Origin of the sequence: Halanaerobium sp. ST460_2HS_T2, from assembly GCF_003337665.1 — a bacterium.
GTDB classification, from domain to species: Bacteria; Bacillota; Halanaerobiia; order Halanaerobiales; family Halanaerobiaceae; genus Halanaerobium; species Halanaerobium kushneri.
In genome coordinates, this window is sequence record NZ_QPJF01000015.1 from 75,834 (window position 1) to 96,804 (window position 20,971).

Sequence of the window (20,971 nt, forward strand, 5' to 3'; positions counted from 1 at the left end):
ATATATTTTGAAATTAGTTGGAGGTAATAAAATGAAAATTGCACTGGTTTCTATTGTGTCTGAGATTCATGATGAAGATAGAATTAATGAGACTCTAAAAGAAAGTTATCAAATTTTAAACAAAAATTTTGAGCTGGAGGAGATAAAGGCTGACGAAATTCCTTTCACTGATTTTAGTGAATATGATTTAACTATTAATTTTATTAAATCAGGGGGTTCGGAAAGTATCTTTGCAGAAAATGTTGAATATTTACCTCAGCCTGCTTATTTACTGGCAACTGAACTTCATAATTCGCTCCCTGCTTCACTGGAGATACTTAGTTTTTTGAATGCAGAGGGTCTGGATGGAAAAATACTGCATGGAGAAATGGAAGATCTGATTGTAGAAATTGAAGAGCTGGCAGCCTATAAGAAGGTTCGAGATAGAATTGCTGAGGCAAGGCTGGGTGTTATCGGTCAGCCTTCAGACTGGTTGATTGGCAGTAAGGTTGATTATCAGCATGCGGCTCATCACTGGGGGACTGAATTTATAGACATTGAACTGGAAGAAATCTATCAGGAGCTTGAGCGGGTGGACTCTGCTAAGGCAAAAAGAATTGCAGCTGATTTTTTAGAAAATGCTGCTGAAATTGTAGAAAGTAATGAATCAGATCTGGTGGAGGCTGCAAAAATTTATCTGGCTTTAAAAGAAGTAATTACAGAAAATGATTTAGATGCTCTGACTATTCGCTGTTTTGATATAGTAATGGAGTTAAATACTACCGGCTGTCTGGCACTGGCACTTTTAAATAATGAAGGACTTGTTGCTGGATGTGAAGGTGATGTACCGGCTGCATTTACTATGTTTTTAGCCTATCAGTTAACCGGACAAATGCCTTTTATGGCCAATCCGGCAGCAATAGATAAAAAGACTGATGAGATACAATTTGCTCACTGTACTGTAGCTACTGATATTAGTAAGGATTATATAATTAGATCTCATTTTGAAACTGGTATTGGGGTTGGAATTCAGGGAATTTTAGCCGAGGGTCCGGTTACAGTATTTAAAATTGGGGGTGCCGGCCTGGAACAATATTTTGTAGCCGAAGGAGAAATTATAGAAAATATGGATTCTCCTAATGCCTGCAGAACACAGCTTAAGATTTCTTTACCCCAGAGTTCAGATTATTTCTTGAATGATGCTATTGGTAATCATCATTTAATTATTCCAGGTAAGCATGCAGCACAGATTAACGAATTTTTAGGTAAGGAATAAAATTAAATTCACAGGAGGAATATAATGTCGAAATTATTAGAAGTTAAAGATCTGCATCTGAAAATTGAAGATGCAGAAATTTTAAAAGGAATGGAATTTTCTCTGGAAAAGGGAGAGGTATTTGCTTTAATTGGGCCAAATGGCTGTGGGAAATCTACTCTGGCCTATACATTAATGGGGATTAATAATTACCATCCTCAAAAAGGAGAAATGCTATATAAAGGTGAAAAAATCAATGAGCTGGCGATTAATGAGAGAGCTAAAAAGGGGATTACCTTGGCCTGGCAGGAACCAGCTCGTTATCAGGGAGTAACTGTAAGAGAATTTCTATCACTTGGTTTAAAAAGCCAGGGAGAAGAAGTAACTGAAGAAAAATTAAAAGATGCTTTAAATAAAGTAGCAATTAATCCAGCCCAGTATTTGAACCGATTTGTTGATAAAAGTTTAAGTGGTGGGGAAAGAAAAAGAATTGAGCTTGCCTCTTTAATTTTAATGCATCCTGAACTAATTATATTGGATGAGCCAGACTCCGGGGTAGATATTGTCGCCTTAAATAATATAGCTGATATGATTAATTATTTTAAGGATTCCGGCAGTGGTATTCTTCTAATAACTCACTCGGAAGAGATGCTGGAATATGCAGATCGAGCTGCTTTAGTTTGTGAGGGAGAGATTATCCGTCAGGGTAATCCAGCAGATATCAGTGACTATTTTAAGTCATTTTGTTTCCCCTGTGCTAAAGAAGAAGATTGTGAGACGGAGGTGGCCAGTTAATGAATGATTATCAAATGATGGTTGACGCCTACAAAGAAGCAGGTGGGGATGATGTTTTTGAGGACAGTGAAGTAGCCCATCTGGTTTTGGAAAGAGATAAAATTTTAGGAATGCATGCAGTTGAAGGTCTGGAAGTGGAAGCAGATAAAATTAGTAATGATACAGTTAAAGTAAAAGTAACTGTTAAAGAAGGTTATAAAATTACCAATCCTGTCCACATGTGTTTTGGTGTTTTACCCAAAGAGGGCCGCCAAAAAATAGATATGAATGTAGAAGTACAGAAAGATGCTCAGGTAGAAGTAAGAGCTGATTGTGTTTTTCCGAATGCTGTTAAGGTCCAGCATATAATGGATGCAGTGATTAATATAGCAGCTGGCGGAAGTTATATTTATAAGGAACATCATTTCCATGGTGAGAATGGTGGGGTAGAAGTAATAGCAAAATCAGATATTAATGTTGAACCTTATGGAAAACTAGTAACCAAATTTGATTTGCTGAAAGGCAGAGTTGGTAAAATAGACTTTGATTATGAGGCAAATATTGCCGAACATGGAACTGTAGAAATGCTGGCTCGAATTAGTGGTCAGCAGGACGATCTGATTAAGATTCGAGAAGCTGCCCATCTAAAAGGTGAGTCAGCTCGCGGAATTTTAGACTCCAAAATAGCAATTAAAGACCAGGCTGAAGCTGAAATCTATAATGAACTTACCGCAGATGCTGCTGAAGCAATGGGCCATGTTGATTGTACAGAAATTATTAAAGATCAAGCAATTGCTCGCGCAATTCCAATAGTAGATGTGCGTCATCCGGAGGCAAAAGTTACCCATGAGGCTGCAATTGGTAGTGTGGACAGCACCCAGCTTCAGACTCTAATGGCTCGTGGTTTAGATGAGGAAGAAGCTTCGGAAGTCATTATTCAGGGCTTGCTTAACGATTAACGTACAGGTGCCGTGTACCACCCGGTTTGTGTCGCAATTAGTCGAAAAAAGGGTGTTTTAGACAAAAAACAACAAAAACCGGGTGGTACACGGTACGTGCACATAAATGAACACAAATAAAAAGAAACAGGCATAAGGGAGGAATAATTATGTTAAAGAGAAAGAAATTATTAACATTAATTTTACTTTTAAGTATAATGGTCCTGGCGGTTCTACCTGCTGCAGCAAAGGAGATAAATATTCAGGCTCCTACTGTTCCGGCAGCACTTCCGTTTTTATGGATGCAGGAAAAGGCCGAATTACCGGAAGCTGTTGATTTAAAGATTAATCTTTCTTCTGATCATCAGCGAGGAATTTCCTTGTTAGCTCAGAATGATATTGATTTTTTAATAACTGGCTCTAATCTGGGAGCTAATGCCTATAATCGTGGCATTGATTTAAAAATGTTAAATATTAATACCTGGGGAATCGATTATCTTCTAACAGATGGTTTTAAGGCAGATAACTGGCAGGATTTAAAAGGAAAAGATCTTGTATTACCGCTTCAGGGAGGTCCTTTAGATTTTCTGGCCCGCTATCTGGCAGCTGAAAATGGAGTCGACCCTGAGACAGAACTTAATCTGGTTTATCGGCCCCTGCCTGGTGCTGCTCAATTATTTATGGCAGGAGAATTTGATGCTATTATTTTACCCGAACCACTGGTAACAGTAAGCCTGGCTAAACGTAAGAGTGCAGAAATCTCAATGGATATTCAAAAAGAATGGGCTAAAATTCATGGAGATGATCGAATTCCTTTTGTAGCTCTGTTCGTAAATGGAAAATTTGCCAGTGAATATCCTCAGTTTACAGATATTATCGACGGTTATTATAAACAGGGCATAAATTGGGTTAATAATAATCCAGAAGCTGCAGCTCAGCTTGCCTCCCGACATTTTGGGATGCCAGCACCTATATTAAAAAAATCTTACAGCAGAATTAATCTGAATATATATCCTGACTCAGAAAGCAGTGAGCTAACGGAACTTTATTTTGGAGAAATGCTGAAAATGTATCCGGACTTAATAGGTGGAAGTATGCCCGATGAAGAATTTTATTATTAAACCATTCTGGTTTTTATTAATAATTATTTTTCTAATCTGGGACAGGGGAGCAGCTGGACTTAACAGCCTCATCCTGCCCTCGATTGGAGATAGCTATCAGGCTTTAAAAGAAATAGCGATTTCTGGTATTTTAGTTAAGAGCTTTTTAATAACTTTAAGAAGAACAATAATTGCTTATGGTAGTGCCGTGGTGATCGGAATTATTCTGGCACTTTTACTGCATCGATTTTCTTTAATGCGGCAAACATTTCGACCTTTAATTACAATTATTCAGGCTACACCACCGGTTGTCTGGGTTTCTCTTGCGGTTGTCTGGTTTGGAGTTGCTGATGATCTAACTCCTATATTTTTAATTTTTATTGTTTCACTGCCTGTTATTTTTGTTAATATTTTTCAGGGGCTTGAAGAGATGAATACTGATCTAATCGAAATGGCAGAGGCTTATTCTACTCCTCGGTTTAGAATTTTAAAAGAAATCTATTTACCATCATTACTGCCGGCATTGGTTTCCGCTTTGAGTATAGCTTTTGCATTTGCCTGGAAGTCTTCAGTTTTTGCAGAATTTATTGCTTCCTCAAGTGGGATTGGGTATCAGCTCAGTCGTGCAAATTCGTTGATGGCGACTGATCGTTTATTTGCCTGGACAATTATTTTGATATTATTTATGCTATTTGTAGAATATTATCTTTTAGAGAAATTAAAAGATTATGTCAGCAGGTGGAAAAATGACTGAAAAAAATAAGATTTTAGAGCTTAAAAGTATCAATAAGTCCTATCAGAAATTAAGAGTTTTAAAAGATTTAAATTTAGAAGTCAATCAGGGCGAAATTTGCTGTCTTCTTGGTCCTTCTGGCAGTGGTAAAACAACTATTTTTCGTATTGCCTCAGGCCTCGAATCAGCAGACTCAGGCAGAGTAGAAAAAAATAATGATCCCCGTTTTGCCTATGTTTTTCAAAACCCGAGACTCCTGCCCTGGAAAACAGCTGTTGAAAATTTAATTTTTGTTCAAAAAAATTATGGTCTGGAAAACGAAACAAAATTAAGAGATTTACTTTTTAATTTATCAGGACTGGAAGATTTTAAAGATGCTTATCCTCATGAATTATCAGGAGGAATGCAGCAGCGTCTGGAGTTAATTAGAGCTTTTGCAGTAAAACCTGATTTAGTATTTCTGGATGAACCTTTTAAGTCTCTGGACATGAAAACAAAAGTTAATTTAAGAAAATTGATCAGTTTAATTCAGTCTGAGAGCGGTATTACAATTTTCCTGATCACACATGATCCCGAAGAAGCTCTTTTGCTTGCTGATCGAATTTATATTCTTGCCGCTGAGGCTGAAGGAATAAAAAAAGAGATAAAAATTGAAAAACCCAGAGAAAAAAGAAAAATTGCTGATCCACAACTTTATCAGCAGCTGGAAAATATAATGGATATTTTTACTGATCTAGTTTCCGATTTGAATTATGCAGTTGAAGATATTAGAAGTTTATTTTAATAATTGTATTTGTTATCTCCTTCTAAAATAGAAATAAAAAGAAAGGATGATTTTATGCCACCAACTGTCGGAATTGCCCTGTCCGGGGGAGGAGTTAAGGGGTTTGCTCATCTGGGAGTACTTAAAGCACTGGAAGAAAAAGGAATTAAACCAGACTTGCTGGCCGGGGTCAGTGCTGGAGCAATAGTCGGTTCCTTTATTGCAGCAGGTAAAAGACCCGAAGAGGCGATGGAACTAATTAATGAAAGTGATTTTTTTGATTTTGCTAAATTGAGTATTCCTAATCGTGGAATTTTTACACTGGATAATATGACAGAAAACTTAGAAAAATCACTTGGTGTTAGAATCTTTGCAGATTTAAAAATCCCCTTTTATGTTGGGGCTGCAAATCTAGAAAAAGCCAGAATGGAATATTTTAATCAGGGAGATTTGATTAAAATAATTCAGGCCTCTTCTTCAATTCCAGTACTTTTTTCTCCGGTTGAAATTAATGGAGATCTTTATGTTGATGGAGGTTTGTTTGAAAATTTACCGGTTAATCCACTGCTCAATAAATGTGACAAAATAATAGCAGTTAATGTGATGCCAGTAAAGTTGGAAGAAAAAATTGAAAGTATAACAGATATCGCGGTTAGAACTTTTCAACTAAAAACAGTTGCAAATGCAATGGAGCTCAGAAAAAAGGCAGATGTTTATATTGAACCGACCGGGATTGAGGAGTATAATATTTTAAATACAAAGTACAGTCAGGAATTATATGAACTTGGTTATGATTATTGCAAAAATATGGAGATTGATATCTAACTCAAAAACTGCACAGGAGGTATAAAAATGCTGACAAAGAAAATTCTGAATGCTGTTTTTAAACGAGTTGAAGGTCAAAAGTTTGAAATTGAATACTGGGATGGAGAGACAAAGGTTTTTAATCCGGAATTTAAGGAACAGTCTGCTTTTAAAATTATTTTTGCAGAGAAACTAAGTTTAAATGAAATTAGAAAAAGTCCTCAGCTTAAACTTGCTGAAGCTTATATGGAAGAAAAAATTAATTTTGAGGGCGATATCAAAAAGTTGATTAAAACAGCAGGTGATAATGTTTTTGAACTAATGGAGGAGATTGAAAAGCATAAAATAGATCGAGTGCTTGATTTCCAAACTTCTGAGTCTCCCGAAGAAGAAGAAGAGGGAGTTAGAGAACATTATGATATAGGCAATGATTTCTTTAAGCTCTGGCAGGATGATACTATGACCTATTCCTGTGCTTATTTTAAAAATGAAAATGATGAACTTAAAGAGGCACAGCTGCAAAAAATTGATCATGTCTTAAAAAAATTAAATTTAAAATCTGGGGAAAGATTACTTGATATTGGCTGTGGCTGGGGATCGCTTGCCCTGCGAGCCGCGGATAAATATGGGGTAGAGGTTATGGGAATTACTCTGAGTAAAGAACAGGAAATTGAAGCCAAAAAAAGAGCTGCTGAATCCGGTCTGGCTGACAGAGTGGAAATCAGAAGACAGGATTATCGGAAACTGGCAGAAGAGGATCAAAAATTTGATAAAATAGTAAGTGTGGGTATGTTTGAGCATGTCGGTAAAGAAAATATTCCGCTTTATTTTGAGGCGGTTGATAAGATGTTAAAAAACAGAGGGCTTTCACTGGTGCATTCTATTACCCATTTAAAAGAACAGCCAGCACATCCGTGGCTGCAGAAGTATATTTTCCCCTGGGGCTATATCCCTTCTTTGAGGGAAATTGTCTGGCAGTTACCTGAAAACAATTTTCATCTTTTGGATGTTGAAGATATCGGATATCATTATTCTCTGACTGCAGAAAGATGGCTGGATAATTATGAAGAAGTTGAAAATGAGGTTAAAGAAAAATTTGATGAAAATTTTTATAGAATGTGGCGAACATTTTTAATGGGAGTCGTATTTACTTTTAGATATGCTTCAACTTCTGTTCATCAGCTGCTCTTTTCTAAAGGGAAAAATATTGATTTACCGCTGACCAGAGATTATATTTATCAGGAAGATTAATTAAGATAACTATCTATCAGACTACGGACTATTTTCAATAATTAATATAAGGAGCTGAAAAAATGGCAGAAAAAAAATATAAAATTGCAATTATTGGAGGCGGACCTGGTGGTTATACTGCTGCTTTAAGGGCCGGCCAGCTGGGAGCGGACACTGTTTTGATTGAGAAAGAAGCTCTGGGAGGGACCTGTTTAAACTGGGGATGTATCCCGACTAAGTCTTTTGTCCGTTCGGCTGAAGTATTTGCTGATATTAAGAATGCAGCTGATTATGGTATTAAAGTCGAAAATGCAGAACTTGATTTTCCAGCAGTAGTAAAAAGAAAAGATAAAATAGTAAAACGCCTGGTGCGAGGAATTGATCATCTACTGAAGAAAAGTGGAATAGATAGGATAGATGGTCTGGCATCTTTTATTGATCAAAATACAATTAGAATCGAAAAAGATACTGAGATATTTGAAATTAAAGCTGAAAATATTATAATTGCTACCGGGTCAAAAGCAGCTTCGCTTCCAATTTCGGGAGCTGGGCTGGAAGGCATTTTGGACAGCCGGGCTGCTCTTGATCTAGAAAAGTTACCGGAGTCAATGGTTATTGTCGGTGGTGGAATTATTGGTATGGAATTTGCATTTATCTTTCGTAATTTTGGGGTTGATGTAACTGTTATTGAATATTTAGATCAGCTGATAAATGGAGTTGATACTGAGATTGCTGCAGAGCTTAACCGTTCTGCCAGGCGACGACGGATTAGTGTTAAAACTTCTGCGGAAGTAAAAGAAATTAAAAAATTAGATGCTGGTTATGAGGTTGTTTATCAGCAAAAAGAAAAGAAAAAATCTGCTAAAGCAGAAAAAGTACTGATGGCTGTTGGCCGCAGACCATATACGGATGGACTTCAACTCGAAAATGTTGGTATTGAAACTATTTCTGAAAGAAATGCTGTTCAGGTCAATAATAAAATGGAAACTAATATTGAAGGAATTTATGCTATTGGAGATGTTACAGATAAAATACTCCTTGCACATGTTGCTTCTCACCAGGGTGTTGTAGCAGTAGAAAATATTATGGGAATGAATAAAAAAATGAACTATAAAGCTGTACCAGGGGCTATTTTTACTTCTCCTGAAGTGGGAACCGTTGGTTTGAGTGAAAAAGAGGCAAAAGCTAAAGGTATTGATTATGAAATTGGAAGTTTTCCGTTTGCAGCCAGTGGTAAAGTAATGGCTATGGGGGAGAGAGAGGGTAAAATTAAGTTAATTACAGAAAAAGATAAAGGCAGGATTATTGGAGCAGCAATTATTGGGATTGAAGCCAGTGATTTAATTGCCGAACTGACTCTGGCGGTAAATTTAGGTTTAACCGCAGAAAACTTAAGAGAAACAATCCATGCTCATCCGACAACAGCAGAGGTTGTTCACGAAGCTGCTCTGGATCTTGGAGAAGGTTCACTTAATGCCTGATTAAAATTGGATTAGAAGTTAAAGTCTGCTCTTATGATTACTATTCTGCAGTCTTAATTGACATTTTTCGACAGAGTAAAAATTTGACTTATACAGTGGAAAAATATATAATTAATTTGAGAATGAATATCAATTTATAATTTAGATTAATGTGTTAAAAATTAAAGGGAGGTCAGATTTATGAGCGAATATCATGAACCAGCGGAAAAATTATCTGAAGAAGCGATTGATTATCATCGTATTATTAAGAGTGTAATCGAAGAGTTAGAAGCAGTTGATTGGTATAACCAGCGGGCTGAGGCAACTAGTGATCCCGATGTACAGGCAATTGTGGAACATAATCGTGATGAAGAAATCGAACATGCCTGCATGGGCCTGGAATGGCTGCGTCGAAATAATCCTGTCTGGGACGAAATGTTAAGAACTTTCCTTTTTCAAACAGCAAAGATAACTGAAATAGAAGAAGAGGGTGAAACTGAAGATGGAGGAGAAGCTGAAGAAGCTCCTGCTTCCAGTAAATCACTTGGTTTAGGCAATATGAGAGGAGGAGAATAAATGGATATTTTAAAACGCTCACTGGCACCATTTGCGGAAGAAGCATGGAATTTTTTAGATGAAGAAGCAACTGATGTACTGAGTCAGAAATTGAAAGCTCGAAAAGAGGTTGATTTCCTGGGACCCAAAGGTTTAGAACTTTCTTCAATTAATACCGGTCGTTTTAGTCCCGTAGGTATTGAAGATGTTGAAGGAGTAACTTATTCTACTAGAGAGGTCCTCCCTTTAGTGGAATTGAAAGTTCCATTTACAATGAAACTCAGCGAAATCGAAGCCTTAGCCCGGGGAGCAGAAGATGTTGATACAGATAATCTGATTGATGCTGCCTCTAAACTGGCAAAGGCAGAAAATAAGGCAGTATTTTATGGTCTAGATGAAGTTAATATTGAAGGTATTGTCGAAGCATCAGAATATGAAGAAGTTAGTGTTTCCGGAGGTGAAAAAGAGTTAATTTCTGGACTCTTAAGAGCGCTGACTTTATTTGAAGAAAAGAGTGTTGGAGGCACTAAACGTTTACTTCTTGGTCCTGAACTTTATTCTCTACTATATGAATTGGATGATAAGGGTTATCCACTTAAACGTAAGGTTGAAGAAATGGTTGATAATGGTGCTGTTTTAGTACCTGATCTGGGCAACAGAGGATTATTGATTTCTGAGCGTGGTGGAGATTTTGAACTGACAGTTGGCCAGGATATTTCTTTAGGTTTTGAAGATAGAAATGATGATGAGGTAGAATTATTCTTTTTAGAAACCTTTACCTTTAGAGTAAATGGGCCTGAAGCTGCTGTGGTATTAAAATAGACTTAAACTTGAATAGTTTAAATTAAAAACCGTTCACTGGATAAATTCAGTGGGCGGTATTTTTTTGTCTTTTTGCAAACGTTTGTTTGAATTATTTGCTATTTTGTATTATAATATAATTAAATAAATTTTTTGAATCAAAGGAATGTGAAAATAATGGAGCTTCAAAAAAAGCTTGAAATTTTAAGTGATGCAGCTAAATATGATGTTTCCTGTTCTTCAAGCGGCAGCAGTGGTCGGGGAGATAGTTCAGGTCTTGGTAATACTAAAGCCAGTGGTATCTGCCACAGTTGGACAGATGATGGTCGCTGTGTTTCACTGCTTAAAATTTTATTTACAAATTATTGTCTTTATGACTGTCAATACTGTGTTAATAGGGTCAGCAATGACCGTTCACGGGCTTCATTTACGCCGGAAGAGGTGGCCCAGTTAACCGTTGATTTTTATAAGCGTAATTATATTGAAGGTCTTTTTTTAAGTTCGGCTGTTAATAGAAGTCCAGACTGGACAATGGAACAACTGCTCACAACTGTTCAGCTGCTGAGAAATAAACATAATTATCAGGGCTATATTCATTTAAAGGCAATTCCTGGAGCAGATTTTAAATTGATTTATCAGGCAGGACTGCTGGTGGATCGAATGAGTGTAAATATTGAGCTTCCCAGTGAAGGCAGTCTGGAAAAGCTGGCTCCTCAAAAAAAGAAGGCTGGAATTCTTGCTCCAATGAAAGGGATTGGTGCTGGTATAGAAAATAATATTATTGAACGTAAAAAATATAAGCAAAAAGAGAAGTTTGTGCCGGCAGGTCAGTCAACTCAATTAATTGTTGGTGCCAGTCCAGAATCAGATAGACAGATTATTTCTCTGTCAGAAGGATTATATGATCACTTTAATTTAAAAAGAGTTTATTATTCTGCCTACTTACCAGTTAATAATTCTTCTCTGCTGCCAGCTTTACCCGGGCCACCACTAAAGCGCGAGCATCGACTTTATCAGGCGGACTGGCTTTTAAGATTTTATGGTTTTAAAGCCGGCGAATTATTAACACCCGGCAGAGAAAATTTTGATCTGAAAATTGATCCTAAAGCAGATTGGGCTCTAAATAATTTAGATAAATTTCCAGTAGAAGTTAACACAGCCGATTATGAGATGCTGCTTAGAGTACCGGGAATTGGACCCCGCTCGGCTGCCAAGATTGTTAAAGCCAGAAGAGAAAAAAAATTGACCCATTATAATTTAAAAAAGATGAGAATTGTTTTAAAAAGAGCAAATTTCTTTATCACCTGTAATGGAAAATATGCAGCAGCTGTTCCTTTTGAGAGTGAAGTTATTTACAGTCGATTGGCTGAAAAAGAAGCTGAGCAGATGTCGTTATTTAATTCAACCAAAAGCGAGGCAAAAGAATGGGATTTTAATTTAGTAAAATAAATTTTTTGAATGAGGTATGGTAAATATGAGTTCCAATAATTATGAGAAAAAGGTCTATATTTATGATGGCAGTTATCAGGGCTTAATGACAGCACTTTATCTGGCTTTTAAGCAGAGAGAGGCTCCGATAAAAATTTTATCTCAAACAGATTTCAGAGATGATTTATTTTATCAAACAAAAACAATTATAACAGATATTGATAAAGCTGCTTTTTTCTCAGAACAAATAAAAAATCACATTTCAGTACAGGCTCTTAATAATATTTTTCATGCCTATCTTTCGGAAACAGAAAAATTAGAATTATATATTTTTCGTTATCTGTTTATGGGTTTTAAAGTGGGTGAGAAAGTGGATCAATATCTGACTAAAAATTATGTGCGACAGGTACAGGATTTGGCTCATAAAGTCAGACACGAAAGTCATCGCTTAAAGGGATTGATTCGTCTCCAGGAAGCTGCCGGGGGCAAATATTATGCAGCAGTTGAGCCTGATTATAAAACTTTAGTTCTGCTGGCCCCTCATTTTAAAAATAGGTTTTCAACCATGAACTGGATAATTCATGATTTAAAAAGAGAAGAGGCAGTTATCTATTCAGCAGAGGATAAAGAATGGCTTTTAATTGATTTAGAAAAAGATTTTAAACCTGAACTTTCTCAAAAAGAAACAGAGGTTCAGGATCTCTGGCGGGCCTTCTTTTCTGCAGTCAGTATTAAAAATCGTAGAAATCGCAAAGTACAGCAGCAGTTTATGCCGCAAAAATACTGGAAACATTTGATTGAGAGACCGGGCAGCAGTCAAAATCATAGATTGGAATAAAATTATTTAACTGAAGTGATTAACTACTTCAGTTTTTTTATTTTTTAAAAGTATTGACAAAAAGAAAAAAAAGATCTATACTTAACTAGTAAATTAGTAAATTACTAAATTAGTAAAAACAATAGGAGGTAAATAGAATGAAAATACCAACCAGTTTAAAACACAAGCCGGTAATAGTCTGCGAAAATTATGAAAATATTGATGGCAGAAAAGCTTATGATTCTGATGCTAAAGGACTTTCTTTAGGCCTGGCTCAGTGGAATGATCGAGGAAAAGTAGATATTTCCGCCAAAGTCTGGCGGCATACAGGAAATAAATGGTCCAGACAGTCTGAAGAATTACCCCTACATCGAGTGCTTGATCTTGCAATTTTAGTTGCCAGAACTTCCAAACATTTTAGGGAGGCCTATCGTTATGATAATTTATATGACAAAGAAAATCCACAATTGGATAGAGTGGGGCTTCAGGGTGATGCAATGACAGTTGCAGTAGCAGAAGATAATCCGAATCTTGATGAAGACATTAAATTATTTGATGATGCTCTAAAAAATGATGGTGAACTTATTGGAGAAAGACTGGCAGTGCTCGCCAGACTTTTAAAGGAAATGGGTTATTAGGGGGCTAACAATGAAGAAAAAAATAATGGCAGTTTTCGGAACCAGGCCAGAGGCTATTAAGATGGCTCCTCTGCTCAAAGCCCTCCAGGCAAAAGAAAATTATGAACTGATAATTACAGTAACAGCTCAGCACCGAGAAATGCTGGATCAGGTAATGAGGCTTTTTAAACTAAAAGCAGATTATGACTTAGATATTATGCGGGATAGACAGACATTAAGTGGTCTTTCTGCCCGAATAATTAAAAAACTTGATGGAATTTTGAGTCAGGAAAACCCTGATCTTCTGCTGGTTCATGGAGATACTTCTTCAACTTTCATTGGCGCTCTCACCGCTTTTTATAATCAAGTTGATATTGCTCATATAGAAGCAGGCTTAAGAACTCATAATAAATACTCTCCCTTCCCGGAAGAGATGAACCGCCAGTTAACGGGGGTACTTGCTGATCTTAATTTTGCACCTACTTTAAGGGCTAGAAAAAATTTACTGCTTGAAAACACTTCAGAAAGTAAAATTTTTGTAACAGGGAACACGGTTATTGATGCCTTACTTTCTGTAGTAGATAAAAATTATATTTTTGAAAATGAGTTACTAAAAAACTTTGATTATAAAAACAAGAAACTTATTTTACTGACAGCTCACCGAAGAGAAAATTTAGGACAGCCAATGAAAAATATTTTTAAGGCTGTTAGGGATCTAACAGAACAGATTAGTAATTTAGAGGTTATATTTCCTGTGCATTTAAACCCTGTAATTAGAGAATTATCGAAAAAAATGCTGGCAGATAATAAGCAGATACATTTAATTGAACCTTTAGATTATTTACCTTTCGCCAACCTGATGGCAAGGGTCGATCTGGTACTTACTGATTCAGGTGGGATTCAGGAAGAAGCTCCTTCTTTAGCCAAACCTGTTTTAGTTTTAAGAGATACCACCGAAAGACCAGAGGCTGTAGAAGCGGGAACAGTTATTAAAATTGGTACAGAATATAATGATATTTATCAGCAGAGTTTAAAACTTTTAACTGATAGTAAAGAATATAATAAATATGCAGCAGCTGTAAATCCTTATGGAGATGGCAAGGCCGTAAAAAGAATAATTCAGGCACTGGATTATCACTTTAATTACAGCAGTAAAAGACCGGCTGATTTTAGAAGTAATTAAATCAATAATTCAAATCAAATATTAGATTTTTTGGAGGGCTTCCTATTAAAATAATTTTAACAGGGAGCTTTCTGCTGTCAGTAATAATAATCATTTTTAGTATTTGATAAATCTAAATTTTGATAAAATGGAGGCAAAATATTTCCAGTCATAAGCAGGACTTACCAGCTTTCTCTTGAATAATATATATTAGACAGAGAGTATCAATTAATTTTTGTCTAAAAAGATAAGATTTTGGAATTTGCAAAGGAGGTAATAAGATTGGATTTTAACATTGTAATTGCTGGCGAAGCAGGTCAGGGTTTAAAAACAGTAGAAGCAATGCTGACCAAAACTTTTTCTCGTCATGGTTATTACTTATTCAGTACTAAAGACTATATGTCACGTGTTAGAGGTGGCCATAACTTTATGCAGATTAGAATAAGTGATGAAAAAGTTGAAGGACCTGATGAGGGAATAGATTTACTTTTAGCTCTAAATGAAGAAAGTGTTGAGATTCACAATTCAGAAATGAACGAAGATGGAACAATTCTATCTGAAGTTGAATCTGATAAAGATGAAATGGTATATATTGATGCCAAAGGACTGGCAAAAGAGGTTAATCCTCGTGCAGTCAATACAGTTTTTGTTGGTGCAGCCTTTAAAATTATGGGGCTTCCAACAGATCAGGCTGAAGAGGCAGTAAAAGAACACTTTGCTAAAAAAGAATCAGTGGTGGATGATAATCTGGAATTGTTAAAACAGGGTTATCAGGCAGTAGATCAATTATATAATCTTAAGGACCTCGGTGAAAAAGAAGATAGAATGGTGATTGATGGTAACAGTGCAGTCGGTTTGGGGGCATTACTTGGAGGCTTAAGTTACTATACTGCTTATCCAATGTCACCTTCAACAGGAATTTTGCACTATGTAGCCAGTAAACAGGAAGAATTAGGAATAGTTGTCGAGCAGTCTGAAGATGAGATTGCCTCGATTAATATGGCTCTTGGTGGAACCTATGCCGGGATGCGCTCAATGACAGGAACCTCAGGTGGTGGATTGGCTTTAATGGCTGAAGGAGTTGGTCTGGCTGGAATTACAGAGACACCAATTGTAATTGCAGATGTTCAGCGTCCGGGTCCAGCAACAGGATTACCAACCAGAACCGGTCAGGGAGACCTTCTCTTTGCAGTTAATATTGCTCAGGACGAGTTTCCTCTGATGGTTTTAGCTCCTAAGGATCAGGAAGATGCAGTTTATCAGACTTTTAGAGCAATGAATCTGGCTGATAAATATCAAATTCCTGTTATTATTCTTTCAGATCAGTTTATTGGTGATGGTTCAAAAACTATTCCAGTAATTGACACCTCAGATATGAAAATTGAAAGACATTTAGTTGATCCGGCAGAGGTTGAAGGGGAATACAAGCGCTATAAATTTACTGAAGATGGAATTTCACCTCGCGCTTATCCGGGCCAGCTTAAAGATAATATAGTTTTATTAGATAGTGATGAGCATGATGAATATGCTCATATTGTTGAAGATGCTGAAACTAGAGATAAGATGGTTGCAAAGCGAAATAAGAAGATGGAAAAATTAGCTGCAGAAGATCTGCTGGAACCAGAATATACTGGTCCAGAATCTCCTGAATATATTTTGGTCGGCTGGGGTTCAACTGCTGGTCCACTAAGAGAAGGTAGAAAAATACTGGCTGATGAATTTGAAATTGGACATCTTGCTTTTAATGATGTCTGGCCACTGCCCACAGAGACTTTAGAAGAACTGGCATCCACAGAGGCTAAACTTGTATTTGTAGAAAATAATGCCGGGGCTCAATTTGACAGACTGGTACGCAGTGAGACAGGAATCAAGGCCGATTATAATATCTTAAAAGATGATGGAAGACCTTTCTCAGGTCAGGAAATTTATAGACGTTTTAAAGAAGAGGTGAGTAAATAATGGTAGATAAAAATATTTATCAAGCTGACCGCGAAACTGCCTGGTGTCCAGGTTGTGGTAACTTTCCTTTAAGAACAGCTCTGGCAGATGCTTTAGCTGAGCTGGATTTAAAACCGGAAGAAATTACAATGTACACCGGTATTGGACAGGCAGCAAAGATGCCTCATTATATTAAAGTTAATGGTTTTAATGGACTTCACGGACGTTCTTTACCGCCTTCGATTGGAATGCGGGTGGCCAATCCTGAGATGACAGTGATTGTAGAATCAGGTGATGGCTGTAGTTATGGAGAAGGTGGAAATCATATTCTGCATAATATAAGACGTAATCCAGATATTATTCATCTTGTTCATGATAACCAGATTTATGGACTAACAAAAGGTCAGGCTTCACCAACAAGTCTGGAAGAATTAAGAACTCCGGTTCAGACTCATGGAGTTAATGCTGAGCCTCTTAATCCAGTGGAATTTGCAGTTGGAATGAAGGCTAGTTTTGTTGCTCGCAGTAGTGTTGGAGATCGTGAGCACCTTAAAGAAATGATTAAGGAAGCCAAAAAACATAAAGGCTATGCCTTAATTGATATTTTTCAGCCCTGTGTTTCCTTTAATAAAATTAATACTTATCAGTGGTATAATAAAAGGGTCTATAAATTAGAAGATCATGACCCAACAGACCATGCAGCGGCAATGAAGGTAGCTCAGGAATTTGGGGATAAAATTCCAATTGGGATTATCTATCGAGAAGAAAAACCAACTTTTAGAGATCGAATTCCCTATCTTAAAGATAAAGCATTAGTTGACCGTGATGTTGAAGTTGAGGATCTAAAATTCTTAATTGATGAGTTTAAATAAGATTCTAATTCAATTTGGTTTAAAACAAACAATAAATTAATAGTTTATAGAATTAAAATTGGATAGCAATTATATTAAGGAGGCATTTAATTATGAATATTTATGATTTTGCAATTGATTTTGAGATTGAAAACCGTGAGTTTTACGAAGACTGTGCTGCTAATACAAACCACGAAGAATTAAAAAGAGTATTTTTAGAACTGGCAGAAGAAGAAAAGAAACACGAAAATATTGTGCGTCAGTTAAAGGAAAATAAAGAGGTTGATGAAGTAGAGTCTGGCATTTTACCAAAGGCAAAAGAAGCTTTTGACAAAATTGCTGAAGATATGCCTACAGGTGAAGATGTAATGCCAGAAGAACAGGTTGATGTTTACAAAAAGGCTATTGAGTTAGAAAAAAAGAGTTATGATTTCTATACCGAAAAAGCAGAAGAATCAGATTCTGAGATAGTCAAAAAGACCTTTAAACGACTGGCAGAAGAAGAAAAGAAACACGAAAGAATTATGGATAACATAACTGAAATGGTAGATCGTCCAAATACATGGTTGGAAGATGCTGAGTGGTATCACTTAGAAGACTATTAAACCTAACTATTCAAAATAAAAATAACTAAATAATTATTTCAATAATACCTGCAGCTGGAATTTAAATAGATTTTGCATTATAGAATTATCATTTATTGAGATTACCTATATTGGATTGAGTAAATTTGATTTCAATTGGATAGTCAGATAGATAATTGTAAGTGTGAGTTTAAGTAATTCCTGCTGCAGGTGTTTATTATCTAGGGGAAAAATTATTTTTCTGTGACTTATATCATAGAAGAATATATTTAAAGTTATATAATAATACTTGAGTAAAGCACTTGAAATTCAAATTTATTACTAGCTGCAGAAAAATATATTATATACTGCAGAATATATTTATTTCAAAAGGAGGAATAATTTATGTCTATGTTTTGTTATCAGTGTCAGGAAACAGCTAAAAATGAAGGCTGTACTGTAAGAGGTGTCTGTGGTAAAGATGCAGATGTTGCAAATTTACAGGATTTATTAGTATTTGTTTTAAAAGGAATTTCTGTTTATGCAGAAAAAGCTAAAGCAGAGGGTGTTGACCTCTCAGATAAAACTGCTCCATTTATTATGGAAGGTTTATTTGCTACAATTACTAATGCTAACTTTGATGCTGAGCGATTTGAAGATTTAATTGACGATGCTTTTGCTTTAAGAGATGAGGTTAAGGCTGAATTTGAAAAAGCATATAAAGAAAATCATGGTGAAGAATTTGATGGAGATCTTCCTGAGCATGCTACCTGGTATAGCGATGATGTAAGCGATTATTATGATAAGGGTACTGATGTTGGAGTTCTGGAAACAGAAGATGTTGATGTTAGATCTTTACGTGAGCTGGCTACATATGGTCTTAAGGGTATTGCTGCTTACGGTGATCATGCCAGAGTATTAGGAAAGCATAAAGAAGAAATTGATAGATTTACTCAAAAATGTCTTGCTGCTACAACAGATGACAGTATGAGTGTTGATGATTTAGTAGGATTAGTTATGGAAACTGGTGAGATGGCTGTAGAAACTATGGCTCTCTTAGATGAAGCTAATACTTCTACTTATGGTCATCCAGAACCAACTGATGTAAATATTGGTGTCCGCAATAACCCTGGTATTCTAATTAGTGGTCATGATCTAAAAGATATGGAAGAGTTATTAGAGCAGACAGAAGGAACTGGAGTAGATGTTTATACTCATAGTGAAATGTTACCTGCTAATTCCTATCCAGCCTTTAAAAAGTACGATCACTTTGTTGGTAACTATGGTAACTCATGGTGGCACCAGGATAAAGAATTTGAATCATTTAATGGTCCAATCTTAATGACAACAAATTGTATTACACCTGTTAAAGATTCATATAAGGACCGCATCTTTACTACAGGTATGGCAGGATATCCTGAGGTTACTCATATTCCTGACCGCAAAGAAGGAGAAAGCAAAGATTTTTCTGAGCTAATCGAATTAGCTAAGACCTGTGATTCTCCAGTTCAGCTAGAAGAAGGTACAATCCCTGGTGGTTATGCTCGTAATACTGTGATGAGCGTTGCTGACAAGGTAATTGAGGCTGTAGAAAACGGAGATATTGGTCGTTTTGTAGTAATGGGTGGTTGTGATGGCCGCTTTAAGGATAGAGAATACTTTACTGATGTAGCTAAAGAATTACCTGAAGATGCAGTAATACTAACTTCTGGTTGTGCTAAGTATCGTTACAATAAACTAGATCTGGGAGATATAGGTGGAATTCCAAGAGTATTAGATGCAGGTCAGTGTAATGACTCTTATTCCTTAGCTTATATTGCTCTCCAGCTTAAAGAAGCTATGGGTGTTGATGATATCAATGATCTACCAATTTCTTATGATATAGCCTGGTATGAACAGAAAGCTGTAGCGGTATTACTTGCACTGCTTTCCTTAGGAATTAAAGGAATTCGTCTTGGACCAACACTACCAGCATTTGTATCAGAAAATGTACTTAATGTATTAGTTGATAAGTTTGATATTAAGCCAACTGGTAATGCAAAAGAAGATGTTGCTGCAATTATGGCTGGTGAGTAAAATATTTACAGGTATCTGATACCTGGACATAAATATAATTACATCTATTGAAGATCTGCCCAGATTATGGGCAGGTCTTTTTTTTAGGTACAATTTTTCGCTCTAATTTTAGCAGTCATTAGCAGTCAGCAGAATTATTTTTTTAATTTAAACTACTTATGTGATATATGTCATAGTACTCCTGACAAATTAATGGCATAATTAAAACATAGTAAATTACTCAAGTTTAAATATAATTAATATAAGGAGGCAGTAAAAATGGCTGCAGAAACAAGAAAAGAAGAATTAAAAAAGATTTTAGAAAGATTAAATAGTGGTGAAGCGACAGTTGAGGTAAAAAAAGAGGCCCAGGAATTAATCGAAAGCATCAGTGCAAAAGAATTATCTGAAGCTGAACAGGAGTTAATAGATGAAGGTTTAGAGGAAACAGAACTCAGACATTTATGTACTGCTCATATTGAAGCAATGGCAGAAGAACTGAAAGCTCTTAAAACCAATGTGCCTGTTGGCCATCCTTTAAGTACTTTAATCTCTGAACATGAAGAAATCTTAAAAATATTAGATCGTCTGGATCAAGTTAATAAAGAAATACAAAAAATAGAAAAATTCGAGGCGGATAATCCATTATTTAGCGAATTAAAAGAAATAGGAGCTAAACTATTGGATACAGAAAAACATCATACCCGGGAGGAAGAGACTCTTTTCCCTGAAGTTGATAAAAGCGGAGTTACTGGTCCAACCAGAATCATGAGGATGGAGCATGATGATCTCTGGCCTCATAAGGAAGAAATAATGAATCTGGCTGAAAATGCTGCTGAGATGAAATTTGATCGTTTTAAAGCAGAGTTAAAAATGCATTCAGAATATGTAGTTGTAACTTTAAGAGACCATATTTTTAAAGAAAATAATATTCTTTATCCAACAGCTAAAGATGTAATTGCAGATAGTATGTGGGAAGAAATAAAAGCTAAGAGTGATCAGATTGGCTACTGCAGTTTTACTCCGGAAAAAGAAATCAATGCTAAATAAAAAAATGAGTTTCCCCATTTTTTAAAATAGCAAAAACTATCCTTACCGTCATAATGGTAAAGAGAGTCTTAATATCTTTTGTGATCGTCGTTTTTTGT

The 20,971-nt window shown here is 36.0% G+C and carries 20 protein-coding genes; all 20 read left to right on the plus strand.

What is annotated here, in order from left to right; genetic code table 11:
• Nucleotides 1-31: 31 nt before the first annotated feature.
• The 20 genes from DFR80_RS08610 (at nt 32) to DFR80_RS08705 (ending at nt 20,873) form a co-directional block, all read left to right on the plus strand.
• A complete protein-coding gene (locus tag DFR80_RS08610) occupies nt 32-1,255 on the plus strand; it encodes a fucose isomerase (protein ID WP_114489748.1) in 1,224 nt (407 codons plus the stop codon).
• Nucleotides 1,256-1,279: 24 nt separating this feature from the next.
• Nucleotides 1,280-2,029 (plus strand): ABC transporter ATP-binding protein, encoded by a 750-nt coding sequence (locus tag DFR80_RS08615; protein WP_114489749.1) that lies wholly within the window; start codon nt 1,280-1,282, stop codon nt 2,027-2,029.
• On the plus strand, nt 2,029-2,967 hold the full coding sequence (locus tag DFR80_RS08620; protein WP_114489750.1) for a SufD family Fe-S cluster assembly protein: 939 nt from the start codon (nt 2,029-2,031) through the stop codon (nt 2,965-2,967). Before DFR80_RS08615 ends, DFR80_RS08620 begins: the two co-directional genes overlap by 1 nt.
• A 149-nt stretch (nt 2,968-3,116) precedes the next feature.
• Nucleotides 3,117-4,067, plus strand: coding sequence for an ABC transporter substrate-binding protein (locus DFR80_RS08625; RefSeq protein ID WP_114489751.1), 951 nt, complete (start codon nt 3,117-3,119; stop codon nt 4,065-4,067).
• Nucleotides 4,048-4,800 (plus strand): ABC transporter permease, encoded by a 753-nt coding sequence (locus DFR80_RS08630; protein WP_114489752.1) that lies wholly within the window; start codon nt 4,048-4,050, stop codon nt 4,798-4,800. Before DFR80_RS08625 ends, DFR80_RS08630 begins: the two co-directional genes overlap by 20 nt.
• Nucleotides 4,793-5,563, plus strand: coding sequence for an ABC transporter ATP-binding protein (locus tag DFR80_RS08635; RefSeq protein WP_114489753.1), 771 nt, complete (start codon nt 4,793-4,795; stop codon nt 5,561-5,563). The genes DFR80_RS08630 and DFR80_RS08635 overlap by 8 nt, the downstream gene beginning before the upstream one ends.
• 3 nt (nt 5,564-5,566) lie before the next feature.
• Nucleotides 5,567-6,367 (plus strand): patatin-like phospholipase family protein, encoded by an 801-nt coding sequence (locus tag DFR80_RS08640; protein ID WP_233493793.1) that lies wholly within the window; start codon nt 5,567-5,569, stop codon nt 6,365-6,367.
• Nucleotides 6,368-6,394: 27 nt separating this feature from the next.
• Nucleotides 6,395-7,597 (plus strand): cyclopropane-fatty-acyl-phospholipid synthase family protein, encoded by a 1,203-nt coding sequence (locus DFR80_RS08645; RefSeq protein WP_114489755.1) that lies wholly within the window; start codon nt 6,395-6,397, stop codon nt 7,595-7,597.
• Between the two features lie 62 nt (nt 7,598-7,659).
• Nucleotides 7,660-9,057: a dihydrolipoyl dehydrogenase gene (gene lpdA / locus DFR80_RS08650; protein ID WP_076544315.1), complete on the plus strand. Its 1,398-nt coding sequence runs from the start codon at nt 7,660-7,662 to the stop codon at nt 9,055-9,057.
• Between the two features lie 180 nt (nt 9,058-9,237).
• A complete protein-coding gene (locus DFR80_RS08655; RefSeq protein WP_076544316.1) occupies nt 9,238-9,612 on the plus strand; it encodes an encapsulin-associated ferritin-like protein in 375 nt (124 codons plus the stop codon).
• Complete coding sequence (locus DFR80_RS08660; protein ID WP_076544317.1) at nt 9,613-10,413, plus strand: family 1 encapsulin nanocompartment shell protein; 801 nt, start codon at nt 9,613-9,615, stop codon at nt 10,411-10,413.
• 156 nt (nt 10,414-10,569) lie between these two features.
• Entirely contained in the window at nt 10,570-11,841 is a 1,272-nt protein-coding gene (locus DFR80_RS08665; RefSeq protein WP_076544318.1) for a putative DNA modification/repair radical SAM protein, read from the plus strand.
• Nucleotides 11,842-11,866: 25 nt separating this feature from the next.
• Nucleotides 11,867-12,658, plus strand: coding sequence for a TIGR03915 family putative DNA repair protein (locus tag DFR80_RS08670; RefSeq protein ID WP_076544319.1), 792 nt, complete (start codon nt 11,867-11,869; stop codon nt 12,656-12,658).
• A gap of 137 nt (nt 12,659-12,795) precedes the next feature.
• Entirely contained in the window at nt 12,796-13,275 is a 480-nt protein-coding gene (locus tag DFR80_RS08675; RefSeq protein ID WP_076544320.1) for a DUF6530 family protein, read from the plus strand.
• A 10-nt stretch (nt 13,276-13,285) separates the two neighbouring features.
• Nucleotides 13,286-14,437 (plus strand): non-hydrolyzing UDP-N-acetylglucosamine 2-epimerase, encoded by a 1,152-nt coding sequence (wecB, locus tag DFR80_RS08680; protein ID WP_114489756.1) that lies wholly within the window; start codon nt 13,286-13,288, stop codon nt 14,435-14,437.
• 261 nt (nt 14,438-14,698) lie between these two features.
• Nucleotides 14,699-16,375, plus strand: coding sequence for a 2-oxoacid:acceptor oxidoreductase subunit alpha (locus DFR80_RS08685; protein WP_076544322.1), 1,677 nt, complete (start codon nt 14,699-14,701; stop codon nt 16,373-16,375).
• A complete protein-coding gene (locus DFR80_RS08690) occupies nt 16,375-17,226 on the plus strand; it encodes a thiamine pyrophosphate-dependent enzyme (RefSeq protein WP_076544323.1) in 852 nt (283 codons plus the stop codon). The genes DFR80_RS08685 and DFR80_RS08690 overlap by 1 nt, the downstream gene beginning before the upstream one ends.
• Before the next feature lie 92 nt (nt 17,227-17,318).
• Complete coding sequence (locus DFR80_RS08695; RefSeq protein ID WP_076544324.1) at nt 17,319-17,810, plus strand: ferritin family protein; 492 nt, start codon at nt 17,319-17,321, stop codon at nt 17,808-17,810.
• A gap of 369 nt (nt 17,811-18,179) precedes the next feature.
• Nucleotides 18,180-19,844: a hydroxylamine reductase gene (gene hcp, locus DFR80_RS08700; RefSeq protein WP_369862686.1), complete on the plus strand. Its 1,665-nt coding sequence runs from the start codon at nt 18,180-18,182 to the stop codon at nt 19,842-19,844.
• A gap of 258 nt (nt 19,845-20,102) precedes the next feature.
• Nucleotides 20,103-20,873, plus strand: a complete 771-nt coding sequence (locus DFR80_RS08705; RefSeq protein ID WP_114489758.1) for a DUF438 domain-containing protein — start codon at nt 20,103-20,105, stop codon at nt 20,871-20,873.
• Nucleotides 20,874-20,971 lie beyond the last annotated feature (98 nt).